Genomic DNA, 26,763 nt, shown 5'->3' on the forward strand with positions numbered 1-26,763 from the left:
CTGCTATCACCTGCCCGCTCGCCCTGCCCCTCGCCCCCGCATCGCCGTGCGTTTCACTTCGAAAAACCTTTTTCCCCTGGCGCTCGCCCTCCTCGGCGGCGCGGCGCTCCCCGGCTGCAGCGACTCCGCCTCCGCGCCCGTGGATCCCGCGGCCCCCACGCGTCCCGCCGAGCCGCTCCCTCCCCTGCCCTCGCTCCCCGACGGCCTGACCGTGCGGTTGACGCCGCGGCCCGAGCGCAGCGCGCTCGACGTCGAGGTCCACCTCGTCGGCCCCGAAGCGGCGCGCGCGAAGGAGCTCGGCATCGCCCGCACCTGGGCCGGCATCGACGGCATGGCCGCGCTGCGCGGGATCCGCGTGCGCGACGGCGAAGGCGTGATCCCGACGCAACCCGGCCCGGACGAAGGCCCCGATCGAATCCTCGTGCTCGGCCGCGCGCCGACCTCGCACCTGGCGATCACCTACGGCGTCGTCTCCGCGCCCAAGGACGCCGCGCGGTTCGCCTTGCACCTCGATCGCGAACGCCTCTCCGGCGTCGGCCACACGTTCCTGCTCTTGCCCCGCACGAACGAGCCGCTCGACGTGCACGTCCAGATCCGCCCCGGCGCCCTCGCGCCCGGCGCCTCGGGCGCGAGCTCGTTCGGCGCTGGCGACGACGTCGAGGAGAACGCGACGCCCGCCGAGCTCGCGAATGCCGTCTACCTCGCGGGCCGGCTCCGCACGCTCGATGCGTCCGAGAAAGAGCGCCTCGTCCTCCTCGGCCGGCCGGCCTTCGAACCCGAAGCCACGCTCGCGACGATCACCCACGCCCACGCCGCGCTCGCGCGCCTCTTCGGCGGCGCTCCGCGATCGGGCGCCGCGACGAGTGCTTCTTTTTCGTACCTCCTCGTCGCGGAGCCCGGGCTCGGAAAAGGCCATGACGGCGCGCTGCTCGGGCGCTCGTTTGGGCTCTGGATCGGCGAAGAACGGCCCTTCGACGCGGCCGTCACCATCGCCGCGGTCCACGAGCTCTCGCACCGGTGGATCGGCGGCGCCGTCCGCCTCGTCGCCGAGGGCCACGAGCAAGTTTGGTTCTCCGAGGGATTTGCCGTGCATTACGCCCGGAAGATCGCCCTCGCGGAAAAACGCATCGGGGCGCGTGATTTCGCGGCGGATCTCGAGCGCACGCTCGTGAACGCGGAGGCGGAGCTGCCGGCGCACGCGCGCTCGCGGAAGGACTACCAGCGCGGCGCGCTCTACGCCGCGGCCCTCGACGCGGCCGTGCGGAAGGCCTCGGGCGGGGAGCGGTCCCTCGACGATCTCGTGCGCGCCTTGCTCGATCGCGCCGCCGCCGAAAAGAAGACCGATCTCCCGGTCTCGGCGCTCGGGGAGCTCGTCGCGCGCGAGCTCGGCGCCGCGCGCGGCGAGGAGCTCGATTGGGTCATGGTGCGCGGCCACGGCGAAATCACCCTGGACGAAGGCGCCTTTGGATCGTGTTTCCACCGCGCGCGGACGAAATCGAAGGTGTACGAGCTCGGCTTCGACGAGGCGAGCTTGCGCCGTACGCCCGCCATGATCCGCGGCCTCGTCGCGGGCTCGGCTGCCGCGCGCGCGGGCCTCGAAGACGGCGCGCTCGTGCTCGCGTCGAAGGTGCCGGCCGGGCGCGACGAGGACGCGGACGAACCCGTCGAGATCGTCGTCGCCGACCGCGGCCGAGGTCGCAAGATTCGTTATCTGCCCGTGGCCGAGCGCCAGGTCGTCCGCTGGGCAGAAAAAACGCGCTGCCGCGATTGAAGCGCCCATCGACGCAGAGCCCGGACCGGGCGTAGCATCACCCTGCCATGACAAACCAGGCCCCCGACGTGCCGCCGCCCCTGGAGGCGAACGCCTATGCTCCCCCCACGGCGCCGCTGCGCGAGCCGCCCGTCCTTTCGACGCCGGACACCACGACGCCTGCCCAGCGTATCGCCGGTGGCCTGCTCATCGTGAACACCGTGCTCCTGCTCATCGAGTTGGCCGTGCGGAAGAACCATCCGGACCCGGGCGTCTTCTCGTCGCCGGCCGCGCTGATCGGGTCCGCGCTCATCGACAGCCTGATCGGGACCAGCTTGCTCTACCGGAGCCGCAAGCTCCTGCCCTGGGCGATCGTGCGTGTGGTGATCGGGCTCGTCGCGATGACGGCGCAGGCCGCGTTCAAGGATCCGTTCCTCGCGGGGATGCAGGTCCTCGTGTGCTCCTCGCTCTTGCTCCTGCTCCTCGGGGACGCGAGCAAACCTCGTATGGCCGTGGGCGGCGCGGTCTTCGGCGTCTACGCGCTCCTCCGCGTGCTCGGCCTGTCCGCGGAGATCACGGGCACGAACCCGATCGCCGTGTTCATCTGGCAGGCCCGCGGCGACATCGAGAGCACGCCGGCGGGCGTGGTCACGGGCGATGCGTCGCACTACCGCCTTCGCGCGCCCTCGGATCGCTGGCGCCTGCGCAAGCCCGAGGCGGCGAAGAAGGACAACGCGCTCGCCGATCGCTGGATCTCGCGGCCCGATCTCGACGCGCACGTGCTCGTCATCGCCGAGAAGGTGCCGGGCATGATGGTGCTGCCGGACGCGCTGGCCGACGCGGTGATCAAGAACGGCAAGACCACCGCGACGGCCTTCGAGTTCGTGGACCGCACGCCGCTCCGCACGCACCCGGAGAACGGGCGGCTCGTGCACACGCGGTCGACGACGAGCGGGATCGAGATCGAGTCGCTCACGGCCGTGGTGGCGACCTACGAGCGCGGCTACCAGATCCTCGCGTTCGCGCCGCGGCAGTCGTTCGCCCAGGCCGAGCCCGAGCTGCGCGCGATCGTGGAGTCGTTCGAGCTGCCGACGGACGAGACGCCGGGCCTGCCGGCGGACGCCGAGCCCCTGCCGCCGGGCAAGGTCACGGGCGTCTCGACGAACTACACGCTGACGCCGCCGAGCGATGCGTGGGCCCTGCGCAAGGCCGAGGCGACGCAAAAGGACAATCCGCTCGCGGATCGCTGGATCGTTCGGCCGGACAAGGACGCGCACGTCTTCGTGGTGGCCGAGCACGCGCCGGGCGCGGTCGTGGACCTGGAGAAATACGCGGACGCGGTGGCGAGCTCGATTCTCGAGCGCATGCACGGGACGATCACGTCCCGCGAGCCACTCCGCACGGACCCGAAGAACGCGCGCCTGCTCCTCGTCCACGCCGAGACGGAAGGCATGAAGCTCGCGTATGCCTACGGGCTCTTCGCGCGCGGGGATCGGGCGTTCCAGGTGATCGCATTCGCCCGGACCGAGGTGTTTGCGAGCGTGAAGGACGAGCTCCTGGAGGCGATCGAGACGTTCGAGATGCCGCCGGAGAACACGGCGGCGAGCACCAAGCGATGAGCTAGCATCGCGGGTGCGATGACGAAGCCTGCCCCGGACGCGCCCTCACCTGACGACGCAAATGTCTACGCGCCGCCGGTTTCGCCGCCGCCGAAGCAGCCGGCCGCGGAGCAGAAAGCCGCGCAGGCGACGCCGGGGCAGCGGCTCGCGGGGGCGCTCCTGATCGTCAGCGCGGTCCTCTGGCTCGTCGAATCGCTCCTCGGGGGGCGCGGGCTCTTCGAGGGCCCGTTCACGACGCCCCTGATGCGAGCGCTTCCGGCCGCTCTCGACGTCGTCCTCGGCGGCGCCTTGGTCCTCGGACTTCGCCGGGTGGCGTGGCTCGCCGGCGCGCGTGTCGTGCTCGTGCTCGCCGCGTGGACGTTCCTGCTCGTCGCGCGGGATCGCATCACGGCGGCCCCCGCGATCGTGCTCGGGATGGCCTACCTGCTCCTGCTCGTGCGCGACGCGGGCAAGCCACGGATGGTGGTGGGCGGCGTACTCTGGGGGCTCTGCCTGCTTCTCGACGTCGTCGGGCTTCGCGCGGCCGTGACCGGGAGAAACCCGATCGCCGTGTTCGTGCAGATCCGCGAGGGGGAGATCGAGCCCGCGCCGGTGACGGTCGTGACGGGCGAGCAGTCGCATTATCGGCTGCGCCTGCCGTCCGGGGAGTGGTACCTCCACACGCGCGCGTCGACGCAGCGGGAGGGGCCCCTCGCCGACCGCTTCCTCTCGCGGCCCGACGTCGACGCGCATCTGCTCGTCCTCGTCCAGAAGTTCCCCGGCAAGCTCCCCACGACGAACGGGCTCGTGCAGGAGGTCGGGCGGATGGCGAGGCGCGATGCGGAGACGAGCGAGCTCGTGCGTCTCAGGGCCATGCGGGCCCATCGGGAGGAGGGCCGGCTCCTCTGGATCCGCACGACGAAGGCGGGGGTCGAGACCGGGAGGCTCGTCGCCGTGGTGGCGACCTACGAGTGGTCCTTCATGCTCATCGCCACCGCGCCGAGCCGGATCTTTCCCGAGATCGAGGCCGAGCTCGAAGGCATCCTGGAGTCGTTCGAGCTGCCGACCGACGAGAAACACGGCCTGCCGCCCGACGTGGAGCCGCACCCCGTCGACGTGGTCGAAGGCGTGGCGGCGAAGTACAGGCTGAAGGCGCCGGGCGCGCGCTGGTTCCTGCGCAAGGACGAGGCCGTGAAGAAGGACAACTCGCTGGCCGATCGCTGGATCATGCGTCCGGACAAGGACGCGCACGTGATCGTCATCATCGAGGACCTGCAGGGCAAGGATGTGGGGGTCGATGCCTTCGCCGACGCCGCCGTCGAGCTCATCGAGAAGGAGCTCAAAGGCACGGTCGAATCACGCCTGCCCGTCCTCACGCACCCAACGAACGGGCGCCTCCTCCGCGCGAACAGGATGGGAGGCGAGCATGAGATCGTGTCCTACTACGGGCTCTTCACGCAGGCGGGGCGCGCGTTCACGGTGATCGCCTCCGCGACGAGCGAGCGCTTCCCGAGCGCCGGGCCCGACCTCGTGCAGGTGATCGAGTCGTTCGAGCTGCCGCCCGAAGGCGCGGCCGAGACGCGCTGACCTCTCATTTCGGCGCCGTCGTCACCACGACGCGATGCCCACGCGCGAGCGTCTTCCGCAACGCCGTCCGCATCGTCTGCACGCTCATCTTGTCGAGCTCCTCGATCAGCGCCTCCGCGGCGCCCGGCGCGAGCGCCTCGCGGATCCGCGCGCTGTTCGCGAACTTCGGCGCGTTCTCCACGACCGGCCCGCGCTGGCTCGCGATCTCCTTCTTGAGCCCGGCCTTCAGGTGCGCGACCGCATACGCGATCTCCACGCCCGTCGGCCCTGCCTGGACGAACGCGTCGATCTCCGCGTCGAGCCGCGGCTCCACCGCCGCGAGATCGTGCGGCACCGCAGGCACGACCTCGACCACGGCCACGCTCGCGCGGCTGCCCGCGTCGAGCATCGCGCGCACCTCCGAGGCGTACCCCTTCTCGACGAGCGCGCGATCGAGCCGCCCTCCCTTGGAGCTCGAAAGGATCCACATCGCCACGCGCATCGCCGCGTGCTCCTTCACGTCCCCTTCGCCCGGCGCGATCCAGCCGTAGAGCGCCCGCGTCGCCGGGACGTTTTGCTCCACGGTGAGCCGCTCCTCGCGCGGGTGCGGCCCGATCGGCAGCGCGTCCGCGGATGCAGGCAGCGTGGCGAAGACGCGCTTCGCAAGCTCCTCGATCCGCGCGCGGCTGACGTCGCCGATCACGGTGACCGACGCGCGCGTCGGCGTGCGCTCGGTGGCCATCGACTCCGCGAGCAAGAGATCCCGCGCCACGGCCGCGTCCTCGCGGGCGCCGAGCACGTACCCTTCAAGCGCGTGGCCCGCCGGGAAGAGCGCGTCGCCGAGCGCAAGCCACGCCGGGCCGTACGCCTGCGATTCGAGCAAGCGCCGCCGCGGCAGCGCCGAGAAGCGCCGCAAGCTCGCGAGCTGCGCGCCCGACGTCTCGCCGAGCAGGAGCCGGAGGCGCCCCGCCGCGAGCTCGAGGCCGAGGTCGAGATCCCGCTTGCCCACCGTGATCGTGTGCCGCGTCTCGCCCGCGCCCGCCTCGCCCGCCGGCTCGCTCGTCCCCGCGATCTTCCCCTCGTCCGGCGCGATGCGGATCGTGATCGCGACACGCGGCGCCGAGGCGTCCTCGCGCACGCGCAGGGCCACACCATTCGGCAGGACGAACCGCTGGAAGGGATCCGGCGGCGGCTCCATCCGCGCGGCCGGGATGAAGCCGAGCTGCTTTTCGAGGGCCGCGCCGCCGAGCCCCTTCGCGGCCGCCGAGGGCGCACGGCGTTCTTCGGCGGCGAAGACCGCGAGCGGATCGTCCGGTCGGTTCGGCTGCCAGCCGACGCCGCCGCCGATCGAGACGTACGGCAACTTCGCGCCCATCGGGCCGAGGCTCGCCATGCTCAGCGTCGGCGGGCCCTGCCCCGGAAGGGAGAAATCGGGCAGGCGGTTCTTGCCGATAGGCGACGGGCGCGGCGGCAGCGGGCCGTCGTCCTCGTCGCCCTCGTCCACGCCCGGGATCGACGGCGCGCGCATCGCGCTCGCGTGCTCCGTCACGGGATCGGCGCTGGGATCATCAACGCGCTCGTGCTCGAGGTAGGCCGGGAACGCCGCGAGCGTCTGCTGCACGCGCTCGGCGGGCAGGTGGATGATGTAATCGCCGCCGAAGGGCGGGGTCCGGTCCCGCAAGAGTTCGGGGTTGTACTCGCGGAGCAGGCGCGTGGGGATGCCGGCCGCGCGCGCGATCGTGCGCAGGCGCGTGCCCTCGGGCACGGCGATCTCGCCCATCTCCAGGGATGGATCGGCGTGGAACCCGTCGAGCCCGAAGCGCGCGCGGTTGTTCGCGACGATCGCGAAGGCCACGATCTGCGGCACGTAATTCGCCGTCTCCTCGGGCAAGAGCTTTTGCTGCGCGAGCTCGGCGAAGCCGATGGGCGTCTGCGGGGCGCCTTGCGGGCGCGACGCGGCGACACGCGCCATGCCCCGGAGCACGGTCTCGATCCCCGCGTTGTAAGCCGCGAGCGCGAGATCCCAGCGGCCGAAGCGCTCGTAGAGGTCACGCAGGTGCGCGACGGCGGCGGTCGACGAGCGCCGGAGGCTCCTGCGCTCGTCGACCCACTGCGATTGATCGAGGCCGTAGAGCGCGCCCGTCTCGGGCATGAACTGAAAGAGTCCGGCCGCGCCCGCGGGCGAGACGGCGCGTGGATCGAAGCCACTCTCGACCGCCGCGAGCCACACGAGATCCTCGGGCAAACCCGACTCGCGCAGGCTGTGCTCGATCATCGGGCGGTACCGGCCGCTCCGCTGGTAGCGATCGCCGAAGATGGCGCGGCCGCCGTCGCTCTTCGCGAAGAACCGCACGAAGCGCATGGTGCGGCGGGTGACGGGGATCCTCAGATCCGGCATCGCCAGCGTGGCGAGCGCCGCGCCCTCGGGATCGTCGAGGTCGCTGTCCTGCGCCTTCTCGAAGTCCTTGGCGATGGCCGCGTCGAGCAGCCGGCTCTCCTCCTCGCCCGGCATACGGCGAGCGACCGGAGCGGCGGGATCCTCGATCACGGGCTTGTCGAGGAGCGTGGGATCACGGAAGGCGCGGTAGCCGGCGGAGAGCGAGGTGCGCATCGAGGGCGAGGCGAGCGCGCCGAGGATCCCGGCCACGCCGAGGAGGGCCCCGGAAAGCAAAAGCGCTCGCCTGACGCGCGGCTTCATCGCGGGGCATTGTTCGACAAGTTCAGGCGGGGGGAAAGATCGTTTCGTGGCGCCGGCCTGGTCGTCGCCGCGGGGAGGCTGCGTCGGGGGCGAAAGAGGCGGAAAGTGGAGCGTGATACAAGGCGGAAATGCCTGCCAACCCCAAGCTCCCTCGTGTCCCCATCCCCGGTCCGCGCGCGTTTCCGGTCCTCGGCGAGAGTGGCAATTCGTTCCGGTTCTTCAGCAAGCCCGTGACGTCGCTGCTCGCGCTCCATCGGCGCCACGGCGACATTGCAGCGATCACGGGAGGCAGCCCCGCGATGGTCTGCGCGTTCGGCGCCGAGCACAACCGCGCCGTCCTCGGCGACGACAGCACGTTCCTCTCCCACGGCGAGCCGCCGTTCCCCCTTCCCGAGGACAGCGCGCTCGGGCGCATGTTGCGGGAGAACATGATGAGCAAGAACGGTCAGGATCACCGCCGCCTGCGGCGGATGCTGATGCCCGCGTTCCAGCGAGCGCGGATCCTGGCCTATCGAGACGAGATCGTCGACGTCACCGAAGCGTCGCTCCGCCGCGTCGTGCCAGGCGGCGTCGTGGACGCCTCGCGCGTGATGCTCGATCTCATGCTCGGCGTCATCATGCGTTGCCTCTTCGGCGTCGACGTGTCCGCCGGCGGAGATCCCCTCGGCCCCCTCTCGATCGCGCTGCTGGAAGGGTTCCTCTCCCCCGCCAACCTGATCCTGCCCTACGACGTGCCCGGCACGCCGTACAGGAAGCTCCTGCGAGACGCGAACCGCCTGGAAGAGAGGCTCCTCGCGCTCATCGAGGAGCGGCGCGCGACGCGCGACGGGCGGGACATGTTCTCGGCGCTGATCCACGCACACGACGAGGATGGTTCAAGGCTCAGCGACGTGGAGCTCGTCGCGCAGAGCATCCTCGTCTACATCGCAGCCTACGAGACGACGGCGCAGTCGCTCTCCTGGACGCTGCTGCTGCTCGCGCTGCACCCCGAGATCCTCTACGACCTCGAAGACGAGGTCGACACCGTGCTGCGCGGCGAAGCACCGACAGCCGAGCAAGCCGCGTCGATGCCGCTGCTCGACGCAGTCCTCAAGGAATCCGCGCGGATCCTCCCCGCAACGCCGATCTGCTCGTTCCGCCTCGTCGGGGAGGAGGCCACGCTCGGGAAGTACACGCTCCCGAAGGGATCCCGGATCCTCCTGAGCCCGCTCGTCACGCACCGGATGGGCGACGTCTTCCCCGAGCCCACACGCTTCTTGCCGGAGCGCTGGAGCCGCATCACGCCAACGCCCTTCGAGTACCTGCCCTTCGGCGCGGGGCCGCGGATGTGCATCGGGCACGCCTTCGCCAACATGGCCATGCGGCTGATCCTGCCGATGGCGCTGCAACGATTCCGGTTCGCGCTCAGGTCGAACACCGAGATCTCCTTGCAGCTCAAAGGGATCTCCGGCGCGCCGAAGAACGGGCTGCCGATGGACGTCACGACGCGCCGCGCGCCGCGGCCGGGGAACACGCGACGGCCGGAGCCGAAGGGGGAGATCCGCGCGCTCGTGGATCTCTCGTGAGCGCGCCGCGCGGCTGACAGGGGCGCGCTTACGGGCGTCGTTCGTTTCACCCCTTGTCGAGCTCGGCCTCGAGTTCCTTCACACGCTTCGCCCTCTCCGCAGCTTCCCGGCGCGCAGCCTCGAGCTCGGCGCGCTTCTCTTCCCTCGACTGCTTGCGGGCAGCCTCGGCCTGCTCCTTGTCGAGGGCTGCCTGATGTCGCTGCTTCACGTCGGCGAGCTCGATCTCCAGGGCCTCGATGCGCTCGCCGAGCTCCTTGGCCGTCGCCTCCTCACCGCCGCGGCGGCGCGGGGGAAAGAACCAATCCGCAAAATCGCTCGGGAGGGCCTCGGAGGTGAGCTTGTGCGGCATTTCGAGGAGCTTGCCGAGGGATGCCTTGCGGAGGGCATTGAACGCGTCGGTGAAGGCCACGCGCTCGCCGACGGTGCGGAAATTCTTGAGGTTTTCGAGGGCCGTGTTGCGCGCATTCTGCGCGTCGGTGGCCACGGCGAGGCGCGCATGGAGTTCCGGGAGCAAGGCGACGACGTCGTGGAACCCTTGATAGGCCGCGCCGGAGAGGATCTCCGGCCACTTGAGCATGGTGGTGAGCTGGCCGCCGAGGACAGGGCGCTTCAGCTCGTGCGGGCGCTTGGAGAAGATGGCCGTATACCGCGCATCGGAGGTGTCCTTGTTGACAGCGAGGAGGAGCGCAGGGTGGAGGCGATCCACGAATGCGTCGAGCCGCATGTCCGCATACCAGACGCGAGCCTCGGCGTGGATGAGCGCCCGGAGGAGCTGGATTTCCTGGGCCTGGAGAGGGACCCAGGCACCCTCGAAGAGGGCCGTGAAGTCGCCCGCGAGGGAGGACGTGAGGGGGTGGACGAGGAGGCGGGCTTCGTTGCGGAAGAGCTCATCGGCCTGGGCGATGAGGGAACTGTCGGGGTCGATGGTGGAGGCAGCCATGGGATGAGAGCGTACGGTAGGCGGGCGAGCGGGTACAAATTTGGTGCGTCGGAGGCGGAGGCGGGGGCGGGGGCGGGAGCGGGGGCGGGGGCGGGGGCGGGGGCGGGGGCGGGGGCGGGAGAGGAAGCGCAAACGCAAACGCAAACGCAAACGCAAACGCAAACGCAAACGCAAACGCGAGCACGAGCGCTAGGGGGACGGGCATTCTGGGGTCCCGCTCGGGACGGCGAGCGTACCGTCGTGCTCGGCCTCTTCAAGGCCAAGCCGTCCTCGCCGTGCTCGCGCTTCGCGCTCCGCGCGGCTCCGGGCGGTGCTGCGCAGCCTTGAAGAGGCCTGCGCGCGACGGTGTGGGACGGGGGCCCCGGCGAATGGGTCGTCGGACGGAGGGTTCGTTATGCTCAAGATTTATGACGTCGTTTTGGTGATGGCAGGGGACGCGGCGGGGATTGCTGATCGGATTGAACCTTTGCGTTGAGGTGACGAATGGCTGCATCGTTGACCTTTCGCCAAACGCACCGACTCGCTCATCGACCGAATTTTCCAGCACGGGCATTGCCGCTTTACCACCGGAGGCTCCTGCGGTCTCCTCGCGGCAGAATTCCTTGGGCCGATCACGCGAGAAGCCAATGTACCGGATCACGTCGGGGTCGAGCTCCGCCCCGAGCCCAGGCGTCGCTCGCATGGCCTCTTCGTGCAGCTCGCCCGAGGATCCGTTTCGGACGCTGATCGGCTGCTCCTCATCGCGGAGGAGCCTCGCCTGATGAACAGGTCGACCAGCAGCCTATCGAGTGCTTCGAGCGTGGAAAGCCCAGAGCCGCCTGCCGTTTGCGTCTCGTCCCACCGCTTGCCGACGAGCGCCGCTGGCTGTGGCGGGTAGGCTGGCGGAGCGGCCGAGCTAAACGAGGAAACAGGCGCTCTCCTGAACGAATCGTGACGCACCGTATCTTGTCGGCGCACCTGCGGGTCGTAGGTTTGTGGGCACGAGGCAGGGTGGAGGCAGAATGGACGTGTAGGGCAGCACCTATCGCGCCCCACCGAGGAGTACAGATGAACACGATCGCGACGAGCGTGCCGCACGTGGCGCGTATTGCTTCGTTTGCCCTTCGCACCACGCAGCGCGTCAGCCGCGCGTTGCTCCTCGACCGTCCGTTCCGGTTCTGGGTCGACGAGCTCGCTCCGGCCGCCTCGCGTGTCGAGCTTCGCGCACGCGTCCTTTCGGTGGTCGACGTGACCCACGACGTGAAGACGTTCGTGCTCGCCCCCCGGGTATGGCCCGGTCACCTGCCAGGGCAATGGGTACCGGTCGAGATCGAGGTGGACGGCATACGCCTCCGTCGTTGTTATTCGATCTCCTCCCCACCGAACGACCCCCACGTCGAGATCACCGTCAAGAGAGTCCCCGGCGGCCGCGTCTCGAACTGGATGCATACGCATCTGCACGCAGGCGACTTCGTTCGCCTCGGCGCGCCATCCGGCGACTTCGTCCTCCCCGAGGCGACGCCCGCGAAACTACTCTTCCTGAGCGGCGGCAGCGGGGCCACGCCGCTGATCGCGATCCTCCGCGACCTTGCCCATCGGCGCGCGCTCGAGGACGTGACTTATCTCCACGCCGCGCGTTCGCGACGAGACGTCCTCTTCGCCAGCGAGCTCGCGCGTCTGGAGACGTTGCACCCCGGGCTCCGGGTGGTGCTCCACCTCGACGACGAGTCGCCACGACTCGATGCCACACAGCTCTGGGTGTGGGTCCCCGACCTCGCCCACCGCGAGACGTTCCTTTGTGGCCCGACCGGCATGATGGACGCCGTCGCGCCCGCGTTCGTGGGTCTCGAAGGACGGTTGCATCACGAGCGATTCGTCGCCGCCAAACCTGCGGCAGCGGCGCCCGGCGCAGGCGCGCTGATTCACCTCGATCGCTCGAAACGATCCATGACCACCACCGGTTGCGGGACACTGCTCGACGAGCTGGAGCAGGCCGGTGAACGCCTCGAATACGGCTGCCGCATGGGCATCTGCAACACGTGCCGGTGCGCCAAGCGGAGCGGGGTGGTCGAAAACGTCCTGACCGGCGCGATCTCCAACGAACCCGACGACGACATCCGCCTCTGCGTGTCCGTCGCCCGCTCCGATCTCACGCTCGCCCTCTGATCCGGCAGGCCTCCGATGAACCGCGTCCTCACTCCCCACGAAATCGACGCCTTCGGCCGCGAGCTCGATTCGCTTCGCCAAGAAGTTCTCGACCAGCGCGGACAACGCGATGTCGATCACATTCGCAGCGTGGTGCGCACCATGCGTTACTCGGAGGCCGCCGGCCGGTTCCTCCTCCACGTCGGGATTGATCCCGTCACGTTCGCGCTCGGCAGCGGAGCACTCGGCCTGGCCAAGATCCTCGAGAACATGGAGATCGGGCACAACATGATGCACGGCCAATACGATTGGACGCACGATCCCGAGCTCGACGGCGAAACCTACGATTGGGACATGGCCTGCGCCGCCCACCAGTGGCGCGAGTACCACAACTTCGAGCACCACACGTTCACCAACATCCTCGGTCGCGACCGCGACGTGGGCTACGGCTTTCTTCGGGTGACGTCGGAACAGCCGTGGAATCCGGCCCATATCATCCAGCCATTCGTTGCGGTGGGGCTCGCATTCCTGTTCCAGTGGGGCATCGGGGCTCATGCGCTGCGCCTCGAAGACACCATCGCCGGCCGCCAGCCCGTCGCCGAGCTCTGGACCCGTGCGCGGCCCTTCCTGGCCAAGGGCGCGCGACAACTGTTCAAGGACTACGTGTTTTTTCCGGGATTGGCGCTGGCGAATGCGCCACGGGTCGCGCTCGGAAACCTCATCGCCAACGGGATCCGCAACGTGTGGGCCTTCGCGGTCATCTTCTGCGGGCACTTCCCGGAAGGGGTGCGCATCTATCACGAGCAGGAGACCCGGGACGAACCACGCGGTGCCTGGTACCTGCGCCAGATCCACGGGTCGGCGAACGTCGAAGGCGGTCGCTTGTTCCACGTGTTGAGTGGCCACCTCAGCCACCAGATCGAGCACCACCTGTTCCCCGATCTCCCCGCCTGCCGCTACCCGGAGCTCGCGCCGCGCGTGCGCGCGATCTGCGAACGGTATGGGCAGAGCTACAACACCGGTAGCTTCCGGGCGCAGCTCACGAGCGTGGCCAGACAGATCCTCGAAAACGCACTCCCCTCACGCGCGCGTCCGGCTCGAATGCACTGACGTTCGGGGAACGTCGGGACTGCATCGCGACGCTCCAAGAAAAGCCGTCCACCGAACGCCTCCGCCCAGGCCGTCGGGGCACGAAGGGCTCACCGCCCCACGAAACGGCGAGACCGGCGTCTACGCGTGTGCTCACCCATCTGGTAGACTTGTCCCATCCAATGGCTCTCCCGCCCGTCCCGCATGAATTCGCGTCGAGCCTCCGGACCAGTCGGATCGAGGGCCTGAGCGATGCGGCCTTCGGCATCGTGATGACGATCCTCGTCCTCGAGATACCGGTGCCGGAGCTCGATCGACCCACAGCCCTGGACATCCCCCGTGCGCTGCTCCGCTTGTGGCCAAATTTCCTTGGTTATTTCGTGAGCTTCGTCATGCTGGGGATGTCCTGGGTGGCTCAGCACGAGCAATTTCATTTCATCAAGCGCGCCGATCAAGCCCTCTTGTGGATGACCATGCTGTTCCTCATGCTCATCGCGACCGTCCCCTTCACCACGACGCTGATCGGCCGGTACCTGGAGCAGCAGGCGGTCGTGGTGCTCTACGGCGCGCACCTCCTCGCCATCAGCCTCGTCCACCATGCGACGTGGCGTTACGCGACCACGAACCGGCGGCTGGTCGATCCTCACATTGATTTGGAGGACGTCGAGATCCACCTACGCCGCTCGCTCACCACACCGGTGATCTATCTGGTCGCCATAGGGCTCTCGTTTCTGAGCACTGTCCTCAGCGTTGTGGTCTATGCACTCGTGCCGCTCGTGTACGGCATGTTGCCGAGCATCTACGCCAAGCGGAAGGGGGCCCGCCCTCGCGAGAGGTGATTCTTCCGCAGCAAGAGGCGAGGCGAGCTCGGCTGCGCCATGCGAGGTCGTCCTCGCGGCCCGAGGAACCTCGTCGAATGGGCCCTCGTCGGGGGCTTCCGACACACCCGCCAAGGAGCGCCCCCGTTCCTCCGTCAGCCCGAACAGCCGTTCCGCCGCCAGACCGACCTGTAGGTCAGGATGCAGCCAATGGCATTGCACGCGATCCTCACCGCGGGCAAAGCACCGGTCGATGGCGACGTATTCGTCAATCCCTCGAACAACGACGCCGCTCGTAGTGCCCCCGCAGATACCGCGGAATCCCGGTGGTGTGGTGCCGCGGCAGCACCCGGATACGCTTCCCGCACCCGCAAGCGCAGACATGCAGCCCCTTCGCGTTCTCCGCTTCCGCCCACGCTGAACACACCTCCGGCTGATGCCACCGGATGAACCGCGGGATCCCCACGCAGTGGTGCCACGGCTTCACCACGACCCGCCCTCCGCACCCGCAGGCACACACATGCCCCTTCGCGTTTTCAGCCTTCGCCCACGCCTCCGCCGCCCCGGCGGGCGTTGGCCGTGTGGGCAGCGTCACCGTTCCTTCCAGCACGAGGGGCGGTGTCGCCGTTTGGTGAAAGGTCAACATTGCCGAAGGCATGGGCAGCCTCGCCGGACACAAACGGCAGCGCTATTCCACGGCCCTCGGATCGGCGCGAGAAGTGCTCGCCTGTGTTCAGGTCGCTGAGGCCATGCGTTATGTCGAGCCCCCTCATCCCGGCGTGCTGGACCGAATGAACCACGTCATCGCCACCCTGGCCCGCCTCGTCTACCGCCGCGCATCGTGAATCGAGGGCGGGCCGTCCCCCCCCAGGGCGGCCCGCCCGTTCGGCCTGGATCCACGGGCCCATTGCGAGCGCCAACGCCGCATTCCTGATCGAGGCCCACGAGGCAGGCGCGCCCACGCTCGAGGTTCAGACGAACACCGGGCATCTGGCATCAAGAATGAAGATGGCCTTGGCCTCGCGGCTCTCCAGAAGCGCGTCGAGTGGCAGGGACGTCGTTCGAGGTGTTCCGTCCCCGCGATCGTACCAATAACGCGCATTCGGATCGACCTGGGGATGGCGCCGGCATATACGGAACAAGCGCTTTCCGCTCGGCGTCGCCTGCGCCCACGTCTGCGTATGCGCAGGCGTCGCGCCGCACCCGAGAAGCCATGCCGAGACGCAAAAAACGCCGAGCACCAGAAGCCCAAGCCGAAAGAACCGCAGCAGCGCCGCGCAAATGCGCCCCTTCCCTTCATCCTCCCCGAACGACCCCAAACACCCAGGTAACACGACGCCCGGCGCCGCGACGATGAGCGCCGCGACGAGGAAATCCTCTCGGACCTTGTCTGTTCGGTCGTGGCCGCCCATCGCCCCCGTCCCTTCCCGACGCCCCCTTCCGCCGCCGCAAAATCGTGCTGCTGCCCGCCGACGGTTTGCTTCACGCCGCAAGACACGCCAGCGGGCCGCTCGTGCCCTCTTCCGCCGCCGCAACCCCCGCTCGTCGTCGGCCGACGTCCCCGGTCCTGCATCGCAAAACGACGCCGTCGTCGACCGACGTCCCCCATCCTGCATCGCAAAACGACACCGTCGGCGACCCCCCGGACGAGTCTCCGCGCAGAACGGGGTCGTCGGCGACGGACCGATCCATTTCGCCACGCACGATGCCCCTCGCGCGCCGCGCCCCGGGCGTGTTCGCGCCGCCAAAAGCCCCGGTCGGCCGCTCCCCGCGCATGTCGCTCGACGCGCTTGCCCGGGTCGCGGGCTCGCTCCCCGAGCAAAAGCTAGGACCACATCCTCGACGCGAAGCGGCGAGCGCGAAGCGCCGGAAGTGAGCCACTGCGAACTTCCGGGATGTGGTGCTTGAGCGCCAAGCCGTTCGGCGCTCTGCGAGATCGCGAAGCGAGCTCGCCTCGGGGGGTGAATCGACCGGGCTTTGCCCGGGCGAGAGGGGGATGCGAGGTGTCCCCCTCGGGACAAAAGAGCTAGAACATCGAGCGGTTGTCAAACCGAACAATGTTCTCGTGAAGCACCTCTGGCGCCGCCACGAACAGCACCCCGAACCCGATCAGGAGCACGCCGCTCACGAGCTTCAATCCCTTCGCGGCGCGCTCGCTGAAGTTCACCCGGTGCAGCGTGAGCCCGACGACGAGCACCACGGCGGCGAGCGGCACGACATACGCCAGGTTGTAAAGCACCAAGAGGCCGTACCGCTCCGCGAGGGTGAGCTCCGTTTGCAGGCTCAGGATGCGCGTGAAGACCGCTGGGAGCCCCAGGGTGCAGCCGAGCTCGACGAGGTTGACGACGAAGGCGAGCACCGCAACGCCCGCGAGCGCGGCGGGCAGGGTCGCGGCGCTCGCCACGCCCCGCATACGGCGAAAGAGGCCCGGCTTGGCCTTCGTCGGGATCATCAGCGATACGCCCTTCTTGAACCACGCCAGCTCTTTCAGGTTGACGAGCCCCATTACCACCAGCGCCATCCCAAGCAGGACGGTGATCCCCCGCGAGAGGCCGGTGAGCGCGAAGAGGTTGAGCCACGCCGTCATGAATATGAAATAGACGACGCCCGACATCACCACGAAGGTCCCTCCGAAGAGGAAGACGCGCCTGCGGGAGCGGACGTGGAGCAAAATGCCCAGCATGGCGACGAGCACGTACATCGCGCACGGGTTGATGCCGTCCACGAGCCCCACGATCAGCGCGAGCGCCGTGAGCGAATGAGCGCCGGGCTCGATCCTGCCGAACCACGGGAGATCGATGCGCGCGACCTCCTCCGCGGCCGACGCCGGTTTCCCCGCGGCCGCGTCGCGGATGATCGCCCGGATCTGCTCCTCGGTGACGCCTTCGCGGAATCCCATCACATGACGGTCCCCGAGCACGAAAAGCGGAATGCCCGGCGCCACGAGACCGAGGCGCTGCACCTCCGCGAGAAATCGATCACGACCCGCGGCGTCCCTGCGGATCTCCACGAGCTCGACCACGAGCCCGCCGTCTCGCTCCAGGGAGAGGACGAAGGGCATTGCGCTCTCGCAATGGGGACAGCCGACGCCCCAGTAAACGACGAGCCGGGGGCGCTCGAGGTTCTGCTCGCCCATGCCGAGGGGGACGTCTACGCCGTCGCCAACCGGCGGAGCTCGCGCGGCAACAGGGCGCGGCGCCGTGAGCAGCAGCGCGCACGTCAGGGCGCACCACAGGACGGCGTGAAGGGCACGTGAGCCGCGCATCCTCGCGGCCCACCTCTTCGTGACCGGCTCGCCTGGCGCGCGCGCGCGGCGAAGGATCGCGTCAGAACCCCGAAGCTTTCCGGGGCTGCTGCTCGGTCGCCCCCTCGACGCCGAGGTTGCGCATCTCCTTGCCGCAGCAGATGTCCGCGTGGGTCTTCGGATCGCGCTCCGAGCAGGAACAGGCTTTCGTGTACACGATCTCCGCTCCGCAATCCTCGCAGCGAAGTCGCTCGCCGACTTGATGGGGCACAGGGAACCTCCTCTGTGGCAGTGCATCACGTTCGCACGGTGAACGCGCGCGCCCGGAGGTCACAGCAACGGCCATGCCCCATGGGTCTCGTCCGCGACGCTCCGCGCTTTTTGCCGCAAATCGCCCTGGTCGACCGCTCCCCTCGCCCCCCGTTCGACGCGCTTGCCTGGGTTGCGACGCGGCGCGCTGCGAGTACAGATTTGCTCCGTCAGCGCGTCACGTCGGAGGGGGGCATGGCGTACCGGATGGAGGACCTGATCCGTGGGTCCATGCGTGGGGGTTTGATTTTTGGGTATGTCCCCGCGTCGGCGGGGCACTTGTCTCCGGCGATGTACAAGTCGGCTCTGCTCGCCGAGATGGAGCGGATGAAGGCTGCGGGGCTCGTGGCCGAGACGTGTGTTTCGAGCGAGCTCGACGACCTCGATGAGGCGCGGATGGCGCCTGGGATCACGCTCTGCGGCCTCGTGCCGGATCGTGTTGGGCCGCAGGAGCTCGAGCGGATCTTGCGCTGCGTGAAGAGCGACGACCGTCCCTTTTTCTCGAAGCGCTTCCGCTCCGATCCCGGCAAGCACCGGAAGAAGCCGCCTTCGCTCGCTGTGCAGCAGCGGTCGAGCTTGTTCGAGCTCTTCGCCGAGGTGCACCAGGATTTCGTCCTCTTCATCTCGCACGAGCCGCGGGTCGCTGACCTCTTGCGGCTCTCGGTCCACGCGATCTCGCCGCTCTTCGATTACCGGCACCACTACCGGATCCTCGATCTGTCCTGAGCCTTCAGCGGATCATGCACGTCTCGTCTGCGGCGATGCAGGTGCCGAGCTGGGCGCCGCTCGCGCCGCAGCAGTTCCCCGTCAAGCAATCGTCGTAGCTCAGGCAGCTTGCGCCCTTGGGGCACTTGAAGCCGAGCAAGCCGCACGTCGGGCCGCTGCAATCGACGCCGGTCTCGTCGCCGTTGGGGAGGCCGTCGGCGCAATCAGGCGCCGCGCCGCCGCTTCCGCTCCCGCTCCCGCTTCCGCTCCCGCTCCCGCTTCCGCTCCCGCTTCCGCTCCCGCTTCCGCTCCCGCTTCCGCTCCCGCTCCCGCTTCCGCTCCCGCTCCCGACGTCGTCTCCGTCCGTCGTGCATGCGGCTGCGGTGACGAGGAGCGCTGCGAGGCCCCACCCGAACGCGTTGCCCATTCCCGGTACTCTCCCGTGTCGATCGCCGCGGACGGAAACGTGCGCACCGAGGTTACCACGGGCTCTGTGCGCGGGGCGTTTTCATGAGAGAATCGAGCGATGGACGAAACGTTCCGCCTGCACGTCCGCGCGATCGCGGCCGAAGGCAAGGGCGAGTCGATCGGGGGGAGCGTGTTCCTCCCGTTCGTGACGCTCGACTCGGGCGCGCGCGTGGGGACCGACGCCGACGGGACGTTCGTGCTCGCGAGCGCCGAGGGCGACACGATCACTCCGTACAGCGCGGAAGATGCGCATGTTTTCCACGAAGTGCTGGAGTGGAAACGCGATAGGTTCGATGACAAACTCGACGAAGCTGGACGCGCGCTGGGGTTGCCGGAGTTCGAGGCCTCCCTCGCCTTCCCCGCGTTCGGCGTCGTCCGCGCCGTGCTCGCGAAAAACATGAACTACACGACCCTCCTGGCGCTCGCGTGGCTCCGGCCCTCGGAGCTACGCGAGGTGCAGGCCGACATCCGCCGCGTGGCCGAGGACAAGCGATTGCCCACGAGCACGCGGGAATTCGCGCAGCGGCTCGTCGTACCGTCCTGACGCGCTTTTCGTTCCGCGTCGCGCCCGACCGCGCTACACAGGTTCAGCGTTCGTGAAGGAAAGGAACCCCATGCCCGAGCCGTCTACGCCCCCGCCTCCGGGCCTGATCAGCGAGCAGGACGTGGAGCAGGAGATCCAGCGCCTGTTCCTCGCCCAGGCCGGATCGGGCCTCGTCATCCGCGTCTACGGCGAGGAGGGCGGGACGGCCGAGAACATCGAGGCCTTCCGCGAGATGCTCACGTCGCTGCGCATGTACGACTACGGCTCCGCCGCCGGCGACGTGCTCGTCGACGCGCCGAACCGCCAGATCCTGACGCGCGCGCTCTCGGTCCTCGCCCGCGAGCAACACCAGAAGCGGATCCTCGACCACGTCCTCACGACGTTCGGCCGGCACCTCATCGATCCCCTCGCCCTCATCCTCGACACGACGCCCGAAGGCACGCTCATCTCGCGCCTGAGCGTGCTGCGCGACGTGTTCCTCGCGCAGATCGTGGAGCTGAAGCTCACGCAAGAGTCGCAGAGCATGCTCTCCGAGGACCTGAAGCGGCTTTTGACGGACGACTACCTGTCGATGGTGGCCGAGCACGAGGAGCGGGTGCAAAGGCCGCGCGTGCGTCGCCTGGCGCAGCAGATTTTGCGCCTCGTCGGCTCGACGTTCCACAAGGCGCTGCGCGGCTGGCCCGAGCACGCCGAGCGGATCGCCTCGATGGTCGCGCGCCGCCTGCAAGGCAAGGTGCAGCTCCGCGAGGTGCCGACGCTGATCCGTGATCAAATCTGCCACGCGATCGAAGAGTTTTTGTGGGTCGAGACGGCCAACGAGATCGAAGGCGCGCTGTTTTCGCTGTTCGCCGAGAACAAGGGCGTGATGCACGAGCCGCCGCGCGAGCTGGATCGTTCGCTCTACAGCGAGTTCGCCAACGCCTGCTGGGAGATCATCGCGGAGTACTGCTGATCCCTCGCCTCTCCCGCAGGGAGAAGGCCGGGGGTGAGGAGACCGTTCCAGGCGTCGGCACGGCGTTCGCATGGCGCCGGGTTGCGAGCGTGCTGTCGGTGCGCGCCCGTCCGCTCGACGTCGAGGTACCCGTGATCCGCACTTGCCCGTCTTGCCAGACCAAAAACCGCATTCCTCCCGATCACCTGAGCGACACCGGTCGCTGCGGCGCCTGCAAAGCACCGCTGCCGCCGCTCGCAGAGGCGCTGGAGGTCGACGCCCGGGAGTTCGGGGACATCGTCCGGACCGCGAAGGTGCCGGTGCTCGTGGATTTCTGGGCGCCCTGGTGCGGCCCCTGCCGCATGGCAACGCCCGAGGTCGCCCGCGCCGCCTCCCAGCGCGCCGGAAAAGCCATCGTGCTCAAGGTGAACACCGACGAGCACCCAGAGCTGGCGAGCCGCTTCGGCGTCCGCGGGATCCCGCATTTCGTGGTGCTCCGCGGAGGCGAGGTGATCGTTTCGCAAGCGGGGCTGGTCCGCGCCGCGCAGCTCGTGGCCTGGATCGACCGCGCAGGCGGCGCCGATCCGCGGCGCGCCCACGTGGCCTAGCGCAGATTTCCGCCTAAACTCCGCCCCATGAGTGGATCTCAGTCGTCGCTCGGGGGCGGTGCTCCGGCAAGCGGTGTCACGCCCCCGAACTCCCTCCTCGACGGGAAAGCCCTGGCGCAAAAGGTGCGCGACGAGGTGCGCGAAGACGTCGCGCGGTTCGTCGCAAAGCACGGTCGTCCGCCCGGCCTCGACGTGATCCTCGTCGGCGAGGACGCGGCAAGCGTGGTCTACACGCGCAACAAGGAAAAAGCCTCAAACGAGGTCGGCATGCGAGGCCGGCTCCACCGGCTGCCCGCCGAGACGAGCGAGGCGGAGCTGCTCGACCGAATCGCCGCGCTGAACGCAGACGAGACGGTCGACGGGATCCTCGTGCAACTCCCGCTGCCAAAGCACATCCGCGAGGATCTGGTCATCGAAGCCGTCTCGCCGGCCAAGGACGTGGACGGCTTCCACCCGATCAACGCAGGTCGGCTGGCGACAGGCAAAGCCTCGCTCGTGCCCTGCACGCCCACCGGGTGCATGCGGCTGATCGCAGAGACAGGTCGCTCGCTCGAAGGAGCACGCGCCGTCGTCGTCGGTCGAAGCAACATCGTGGGCAAACCCATGGCGATGCTGCTGCTCGGAGCCAACGCAACCGTGACGATGGCGCACTCACGCACGAAGGATCTCCCCGCCGTCTGTCGCGAAGCCGACGTGCTGGTCGTCGCCGTAGGCCGCGCGCGCATGGTGAAAGGCGACTGGATCAAAGAAGGCGCCGTCGTGATCGACGTGGGCATGAACCGCGACGAATCCGGCAAACTCTGCGGCGACGTCGACACCGAAAGCGCCCGCACCCGCGCCTCCTTCATCACCCCCGTCCCCGGCGGCGTCGGCCCCATGACCATCGCATGTCTATTGCAGAACACAGCACGCGCAGCCTGGGCCCGCGTGGCGGGTGGCTGAGGGCGTTGCGCTGGGGCTTTGCCCCAGGCCCCAGGAGGGGGCTGTCCGCCCCCTCCACCCCGGACCAGCCAGGGGCTGGACCCGGGTTCGATGAACTGCGCGATGCGCAGTTCATCGAGCAGGCCCGGTCAAGACGGGCAGCGGCGTTGCCGACCGAGACAGCCGCGCTGTTGGTTCGGCTGGCAACCTGGGTGCTTCGTCGGCCCGTTTGAAAAACTGCGCACCGCGCAGTTTTTCAACCCTCGGTCCAGGCCGTGCCTGGTCCGGGTCCAGGGGTGGACAACCCCTGGTCGGGGTCCGGGGTGAAACCCCGGGCGGGCGGCGTCACGTTACCCAGCTAGAGCCTCTGCGCGTACGTCATGACGAGGTACATGATCGTGTCGGTTGCGTCGGGGTTTCGGTAGACGTGTGGCACGTCGGCTTCGAAGACGATGGCGTCGCCTGTCGCGAGCATTCGTTTTTCGGCGCCGATGGTCATCTCGCAGCGGCCTGCGTTGACCACGAGGTTTTCGACGGTCCCTGGTGGGTGTGGGTCGGCGTGTTCTTCGGCGTGGGGGGCGAGACGTAGCTCGTAGAACTCGACGCTGCGTGGGCGGTCCATCGGGAAGAGGGCGCGGGATTGGAAGGAGCCGTCGATGCTGCGGAGTACGCGGGCGCGTGCGGCGGGCAGGACCATCGCGCCGGGGCCGGATTCGGGGTTGATGAGCGCGGAGAAGGGCACGTCGAGGGCGCGTGCGATCTTCCAGAGCACGCTGATCGTGGGGGTGCTTTGGCCGAGCTCGATTTGCCCGAGCATGGCGCGGCTCACGCCGGAGGCGCGGGCGAGCTTTTCCAGGGAGAGACCACGCTCGGTGCGCAGGCGCTTCAGGTTGCCGCTGACCACGGGTGCGATGTCGGCGGCGGCTTCTCCGGGCGGAGCGACTGCGACTGCGCTCTCCTCGGGCGTCTCCTCGGCCGGTTTTGCGGGCGCCTCCTCGGGGATGACGTCCTCTGCTGGCCGTGCTTTGCCCTTCGTCGCTTTCATTTGGGGCGCGTACTTTCGGGGATGGCTCCGATCCCGTCAAGAACGCGGCTACAGCGTGAACCCTGCGACGGTTGCCGCGCCTGCCTGGATCGGAAGCTGGATCATGAAGCCTTGCTGGTTCGCGTCTGTCAGTGTGAACGTGCGTTGCTCGGCTGTCTGGGGCGCATCGACGTCGAAGACGAGGATCACGCCGGCTGGGCCGGTGAGGTTCGTTTGGTTCGAGTAGAGCCCCACGCCCGTGTCGTAGACGACCTCTGCGCCGGGCAGCGACGTCGTGAGCGCGACGCCGGAGAGCGGCTGGTTGTTGCGTGAAACCTTGATGATGAGGTGCGCGCGTGTCGTGTCGACGACGATCGGCGCGGGCAAGGTTCCCGCGATCGACGCGAGCACGTTCCGATCGACGACGGGCAGGGTCACGGGGCCCGAGGAGGGCACGCGCACGGCCGAGTGCGTGGACAGGATGCCCGTGGCCCCGTTGGTCTCGTCACGCACGAAGATCCAGGGCGTGCCGCTGATCACGGTGGGCAGGCTGAAGCTCGTGACCGCGTCCCCGTAGGGCGCTTCGAGCGGCATGCCCGTGTTCGAAGTGGCGAAGATCGTCGCGGCGCCGGCGTAGGGGCCGATTTGCGCGAAGCTTGGCTCGTTCAGCACGCCCACGTTGCCGGTGACGTCGTTCGAGAGGGTTCCGCCCTCGCCGCCCTGCCCGCCTGCGCCGCCTCCGCCGCCGCTCGGGTTGACGCCGCCGCTCGGGTTGACGCAGCCGGGGCCTGTGCAGGGAGGCCGCGGATCGAGATCGGTCTCCGCGGACCCACACGCTGCCGCGATGCACACGAGGCTCGTGAAGACGGCGCCACGGAGAACGAGGGAAAGCGAAGAGGAATTCGTCATGGCGCAAGGATATGCGCTTCCCGGGTCCGGCAAAATGCTTCCCGGGGCGGGCGCTCGAATCCGGCGCGGACGACGAGAGCGCCGAACCGTTCGGCGCTCTGCGAGATCGCGAAGCGAGCTCGCCTCGGGGGGTGAATCGACCGGGCTTTGCCCGGGCGAGAGGGGGACGCGAGGCGTCCCCCTCGGGACAAAAGAGCTAGGACATCGAGCGGTTGTCAAACCGATCGATGTTCTAGTAGCTCGCGGTCGCGGTGGTTGCGGTCGGGGGAGCCGGGGGCGTGGCCGCGGAGGCGCGGGTGCGCTGCTTGTGGAGGGCGAAGGCGAGCCCGCAGATGGCGAGGCCGATGAGCTGCGAGGTCGAGAGGCCGAGGAGGGCGCCGCGATCGTCGGCGCGGAAGAATTCGAGCACGAACCGGCCGACGGCGTAGAGCGCGAGGAACGAGACGAAGACCTGGCCGTCGTAGCGCTTCCTGCCGTGGACGTAGAGCAGGCAGAAGGCTGCGATCGCGAAGGAGACGGCCGACTCGTAGATCTGCGTCGGGTGCACGGGGTGCGAGACGTGGTTCAGGCCGGGCAGCTCGTGGAGCTTCCACTGCGCCTCGCTTGCCGGGCTGTTCGCGGGGAACGCGAGCCCGAGCGGCCCGTCCGTGCGCACGCCGAAGCAGCAGCCCGCGAGCAGACAGCCCATGCGCCCGAAGCCGAGGCCGAGCGGCACGGCGAACCCGGCCATGTCCGCGGCTTTCCAGAAGGGAAAGCGATCCCGCTTGAGCAGGTAGACCGCCATCAGCGACGAGCCGATGAACCCGCCGTAATACGCGAGCCCGCCTTGCCAGAACTTCGCCCACGCGAAGCAGTCGCGCGCCGGCGGGTGACAGACCCCGCGCGCCGCGTCCCAGACCCCGCGCGCCACGCGTTCTTCCTCGCCGAAGGGGTACCAGCCGAAGAGGTTGAGCCCCGAGCCGCGCGGGACGAGCTGCGCGCACTGCGCCTCGTTGTAGGGCCAGTCGACCTTCGTGGGGTCTGTGCAGAGGTGCACGTAGTCCCAGAAGTAGCCGTCTGCGATCACGTGGAGCAGGCGCCCGCCGACGACGCCCATGAGCAGACACGCGAGCCCGAGATCGACGATGACGTCGGGATCCTGCCCGATGCGCCGCGCCCACATGGATCCGAGGGCCGTGGCGAAGAGGAAGCCCGTGAGGAGCAGGCCGAAATAGGCCGGGAACCCGATGTCGAGGTAGAAGACGCGGAAGAGCTCGGGTCGCATGGCTCCTTTTCAGGAAGAGGCTTCTTCGGCCTTCTTCGGCGGCGCGCTCTTCTTGCGCGACGTGAACATGTCGACGCCCATCAGGATCACGCCGGCGACGATCGCGATGTCCGCGATGTTGTAGGTCGGCCAGTGGTACTCGCGCATCGGCCCCGAGATCGACTCGACCAGCTTGTCGAGGCCGGTGCCGTTGCCGATGTACATGTCGATGAAGTCGATGACGTGCCCGTAGCGGATGCGGTCGACGAGGTTGCCGAGCGCGCCGCCGAGCACGAGGGGCAGGCCCCACCGGAGCGCCGTCTGGTTCGGGGCGAGCTTGCGGTAGAGCGAGACGATGAAGGCGATCGCCACGACCGACACGAGCACGAAGAACGGCCTGCGCACGTTCTCGCTCTGGTCCTGGAGCAGGCCCCAGGCGCCGCCGCGGTTGTGCGCGAGCGCGAGCGAGAGGTAGCCCTTGATGAGGTCGACGCGGGCGAACGGCTTGTCGAGGTTCTGGACCGCCCACCACTTGCTGCCGAGATCGAGCGCCAGCGTGACGATCGCGACCACGCCGAGGAAGACGTACGAGGCGCGGTAGGGCGGCGCGGCCTTCGGGGCCTCGCCCGCCCCGGTCTCCGGGGCCTCCGCGCTCGGCTCGTTCGACCCCTCGGCAGCCGTGTGGGCCGCCTCTTGCTCCTCGGATTTCTCTTCCGTCATGGTCTTCGCGCTGGTGCGCCGAAAAGGCGCGCCGGATCTTTCGGTAGCGTGTTCGGCGGTACCCCGAGGCGTGTCGGCTGTCCAGTGTCGAATTGCCTCACGCCTCTCCTGGCGGAGGCAGAGGCGAAGGCGGCGCGGGGCTCGCGGTCAAGGGCTCGGCGGGCGGCACGGGCTCGCCCAATCCGCCGCGCGTCTTGCGCGACAGGAACGTATCGAGGGCCATGAGCAGGACGCCGGCGACGATGGCGATGTCGGCGACGTTGAAGGTCGGCCAGTGGATCTCGCGGCCGTTCCGGATGACGTAGAAGTCGATGAAGTCGATGACCGAGCCGTAGCGGATGCGGTCGACGAGGTTGCCGACCGCGCCGCCGAGCGCGAGGGGCAGGCCCCAGCGCATCGCCCACTGATCTCGGTGGATGCGGCGGTAGACCGAGACGATGAAGACGATGGCGGCCGAAGAGACGAAGAGGAAAAACGGGCGCCGGAGGTTCTCGGGCAAGCTGCGGAGGAAGCTCCACGCCCCGCCCGGGTTCAGCGTGTAGATGAAGTCGAAGTGATCCTTGATCACCTCGATGCTCTTCGGGCGGCCCTTGTCTGCTCCGGACAACGCGGCCTTCGCCCAGCCCTTCGAGGCCAGATCGGCCGCGGCGGACACGACCGTGATCACGGCGAGAAAGAGCATGGAGGGGCGGTAGGCGTCGTCCGGGGGCGCCTCCGCGCGCTTCTCCTCGGCGTCTTGTCCGGTCATGGGGTCGACCATGTGTACGCGATGGGCCACGGACCTGCAAAGCGGCCCAGCGTGCCTCGTTGTTCCCCGGGGCGTGGTGGCGCACCGCGGTACATCCGTTTAGTATGCGCGCCATGGTGCGTCGTGAGGAGATCGACCAAACGGCCGGGACACCGGTTCGAGGGTCGGTCTTGCGCTGCACGTCTCCAACGGGTGAGAGTCCCGTCCGGGTAAGCGCCGGAGCGCCCGGTAGCAGGCCCCA

24 protein-coding genes are annotated in these 26,763 nt (G+C 68.8%); 13 read left to right on the forward strand and 11 right to left on the reverse strand.

Annotation, left to right across the window (positions count from 1 at the left end):
- Positions 1 to 46 precede the first annotated feature (46 nt).
- From E8A74_RS15305 to E8A74_RS15315, 3 genes are read left to right on the forward strand one after another with little or no spacing between them, the layout of a single operon-like run.
- A complete protein-coding gene (locus tag E8A74_RS15305) occupies positions 47 to 1,771 on the forward strand; it encodes a M61 metallopeptidase family protein (RefSeq protein ID WP_136929738.1) in 1,725 nt (574 codons plus the stop codon).
- 47 nt (positions 1,772 to 1,818) lie between these two features.
- On the forward strand, positions 1,819 to 3,369 hold the full coding sequence (locus E8A74_RS15310; protein ID WP_136929739.1) for a hypothetical protein: 1,551 nt from the start codon (positions 1,819 to 1,821) through the stop codon (positions 3,367 to 3,369).
- Between the two features lie 18 nt (positions 3,370 to 3,387).
- Positions 3,388 to 4,935 carry a hypothetical protein gene (locus tag E8A74_RS15315; protein WP_136929740.1) on the forward strand — a complete coding sequence of 516 codons (1,548 nt, stop codon included), beginning with the start codon at positions 3,388 to 3,390 and terminating at the stop codon, positions 4,933 to 4,935.
- 4 nt (positions 4,936 to 4,939) lie between these two features.
- Here the strand turns inward: E8A74_RS15315 and E8A74_RS15320 are convergent, their stop codons facing one another.
- A complete protein-coding gene (locus tag E8A74_RS15320) occupies positions 4,940 to 7,612 on the reverse strand; it encodes a transglycosylase SLT domain-containing protein (RefSeq protein ID WP_136929741.1) in 2,673 nt (890 codons plus the stop codon).
- A gap of 128 nt (positions 7,613 to 7,740) precedes the next feature.
- Here E8A74_RS15320 and E8A74_RS15325 point away from each other — a divergent pair, with 128 nt between their 5' ends.
- A complete protein-coding gene (locus E8A74_RS15325; RefSeq protein WP_136929742.1) occupies positions 7,741 to 9,177 on the forward strand; it encodes a cytochrome P450 in 1,437 nt (478 codons plus the stop codon).
- Positions 9,178 to 9,223: 46 nt separating this feature from the next.
- Here E8A74_RS15325 and E8A74_RS15330 read toward each other — a convergent pair whose 3' ends face one another.
- On the reverse strand, positions 9,224 to 10,117 hold the full coding sequence (locus tag E8A74_RS15330) for a hypothetical protein (protein WP_136929743.1): 894 nt from the start codon (positions 10,115 to 10,117) through the stop codon (positions 9,224 to 9,226).
- A 1,047-nt stretch (positions 10,118 to 11,164) separates the two neighbouring features.
- Here E8A74_RS15330 and E8A74_RS15340 point away from each other — a divergent pair.
- From E8A74_RS15340 to E8A74_RS15355, 4 genes are all read left to right on the forward strand, one after another.
- Entirely contained in the window at positions 11,165 to 12,262 is a 1,098-nt protein-coding gene (locus E8A74_RS15340; protein ID WP_136929744.1) for a ferredoxin reductase, read from the forward strand.
- Between the two features lie 15 nt (positions 12,263 to 12,277).
- Positions 12,278 to 13,351 carry a fatty acid desaturase family protein gene (locus tag E8A74_RS15345; RefSeq protein ID WP_136929745.1) on the forward strand — a complete coding sequence of 358 codons (1,074 nt, stop codon included), beginning with the start codon at positions 12,278 to 12,280 and terminating at the stop codon, positions 13,349 to 13,351.
- 128 nt (positions 13,352 to 13,479) lie between these two features.
- Positions 13,480 to 14,169 (forward strand): TMEM175 family protein, encoded by a 690-nt coding sequence (locus E8A74_RS15350; RefSeq protein ID WP_136929746.1) that lies wholly within the window; start codon positions 13,480 to 13,482, stop codon positions 14,167 to 14,169.
- Between the two features lie 623 nt (positions 14,170 to 14,792).
- On the forward strand, positions 14,793 to 14,993 hold the full coding sequence (locus E8A74_RS15355; protein ID WP_338089483.1) for a hypothetical protein: 201 nt from the start codon (positions 14,793 to 14,795) through the stop codon (positions 14,991 to 14,993).
- Positions 14,994 to 15,119: 126 nt separating this feature from the next.
- Here the strand turns inward: E8A74_RS15355 and E8A74_RS15360 are convergent, their stop codons facing one another.
- The 3 genes from E8A74_RS15360 to E8A74_RS15370 all read right to left on the reverse strand — a co-directional run bounded on the left by E8A74_RS15360 (position 15,120) and on the right by E8A74_RS15370 (position 17,663).
- The gene (locus tag E8A74_RS15360; RefSeq protein ID WP_136929748.1) at positions 15,120 to 15,560 is read right to left on the reverse strand and encodes a hypothetical protein; all 441 of its coding nucleotides are present in this window, start codon (positions 15,558 to 15,560) and stop codon (positions 15,120 to 15,122) included.
- Positions 15,561 to 16,174: 614 nt separating this feature from the next.
- Positions 16,175 to 17,413 (reverse strand): thioredoxin domain-containing protein, encoded by a 1,239-nt coding sequence (locus E8A74_RS15365; protein ID WP_170229147.1) that lies wholly within the window; start codon positions 17,411 to 17,413, stop codon positions 16,175 to 16,177.
- Between the two features lie 61 nt (positions 17,414 to 17,474).
- Positions 17,475 to 17,663, reverse strand: coding sequence for a hypothetical protein (locus E8A74_RS15370; protein ID WP_136929750.1), 189 nt, complete (start codon positions 17,661 to 17,663; stop codon positions 17,475 to 17,477).
- 329 nt (positions 17,664 to 17,992) lie between these two features.
- On the opposite strand from E8A74_RS15370, the gene E8A74_RS15375 reads away from it, so the two are divergent.
- Positions 17,993 to 18,427 carry a hypothetical protein gene (locus tag E8A74_RS15375; protein ID WP_136929751.1) on the forward strand — a complete coding sequence of 145 codons (435 nt, stop codon included), beginning with the start codon at positions 17,993 to 17,995 and terminating at the stop codon, positions 18,425 to 18,427.
- Between the two features lie 4 nt (positions 18,428 to 18,431).
- On the opposite strand, the gene E8A74_RS53930 is transcribed toward E8A74_RS15375, so the two are convergent.
- A complete protein-coding gene (locus E8A74_RS53930) occupies positions 18,432 to 18,833 on the reverse strand; it encodes a hypothetical protein (RefSeq protein ID WP_211365366.1) in 402 nt (133 codons plus the stop codon).
- A 99-nt stretch (positions 18,834 to 18,932) separates the two neighbouring features.
- Between E8A74_RS53930 and E8A74_RS15385 the strand changes: the two genes are divergently transcribed.
- The 4 genes from E8A74_RS15385 to folD all read left to right on the forward strand — a co-directional run bounded on the left by E8A74_RS15385 (position 18,933) and on the right by folD (position 21,899).
- A complete protein-coding gene (locus tag E8A74_RS15385; RefSeq protein ID WP_136929752.1) occupies positions 18,933 to 19,418 on the forward strand; it encodes a hypothetical protein in 486 nt (161 codons plus the stop codon).
- A 70-nt stretch (positions 19,419 to 19,488) separates the two neighbouring features.
- Positions 19,489 to 20,370, forward strand: a complete 882-nt coding sequence (locus E8A74_RS15390) for a hypothetical protein (protein WP_136929753.1) — start codon at positions 19,489 to 19,491, stop codon at positions 20,368 to 20,370.
- A gap of 131 nt (positions 20,371 to 20,501) precedes the next feature.
- Entirely contained in the window at positions 20,502 to 20,957 is a 456-nt protein-coding gene (locus E8A74_RS15395) for a thioredoxin domain-containing protein (protein ID WP_211365367.1), read from the forward strand.
- A gap of 27 nt (positions 20,958 to 20,984) precedes the next feature.
- Positions 20,985 to 21,899: a bifunctional methylenetetrahydrofolate dehydrogenase/methenyltetrahydrofolate cyclohydrolase FolD gene (folD, locus tag E8A74_RS15400; RefSeq protein ID WP_136929755.1), complete on the forward strand. Its 915-nt coding sequence runs from the start codon at positions 20,985 to 20,987 to the stop codon at positions 21,897 to 21,899.
- Between the two features lie 337 nt (positions 21,900 to 22,236).
- On the opposite strand, the gene E8A74_RS15405 is transcribed toward folD, so the two are convergent.
- From E8A74_RS15405 to lspA (E8A74_RS15425), 5 genes are all read right to left on the reverse strand, one after another.
- Positions 22,237 to 22,923 (reverse strand): helix-turn-helix domain-containing protein, encoded by a 687-nt coding sequence (locus E8A74_RS15405; RefSeq protein ID WP_136929756.1) that lies wholly within the window; start codon positions 22,921 to 22,923, stop codon positions 22,237 to 22,239.
- A 48-nt stretch (positions 22,924 to 22,971) separates the two neighbouring features.
- On the reverse strand, positions 22,972 to 23,811 hold the full coding sequence (locus E8A74_RS15410; protein WP_136929757.1) for a hypothetical protein: 840 nt from the start codon (positions 23,809 to 23,811) through the stop codon (positions 22,972 to 22,974).
- Positions 23,812 to 24,043: 232 nt separating this feature from the next.
- On the reverse strand, positions 24,044 to 25,075 hold the full coding sequence (locus tag E8A74_RS15415; protein WP_136929758.1) for a prolipoprotein diacylglyceryl transferase: 1,032 nt from the start codon (positions 25,073 to 25,075) through the stop codon (positions 24,044 to 24,046).
- Positions 25,076 to 25,084: 9 nt separating this feature from the next.
- Positions 25,085 to 25,774: a signal peptidase II gene (gene lspA, locus E8A74_RS15420; protein ID WP_136929759.1), complete on the reverse strand. Its 690-nt coding sequence runs from the start codon at positions 25,772 to 25,774 to the stop codon at positions 25,085 to 25,087.
- 97 nt (positions 25,775 to 25,871) lie between these two features.
- Complete coding sequence (gene lspA / locus E8A74_RS15425) at positions 25,872 to 26,522, reverse strand: signal peptidase II (RefSeq protein ID WP_136929760.1); 651 nt, start codon at positions 26,520 to 26,522, stop codon at positions 25,872 to 25,874.
- Positions 26,523 to 26,763 lie beyond the last annotated feature (241 nt).

Source organism: Polyangium fumosum (assembly GCF_005144585.1).
GTDB classification, from domain to species: Bacteria; Myxococcota_A; Polyangia; order Polyangiales; family Polyangiaceae; genus Polyangium; species Polyangium fumosum.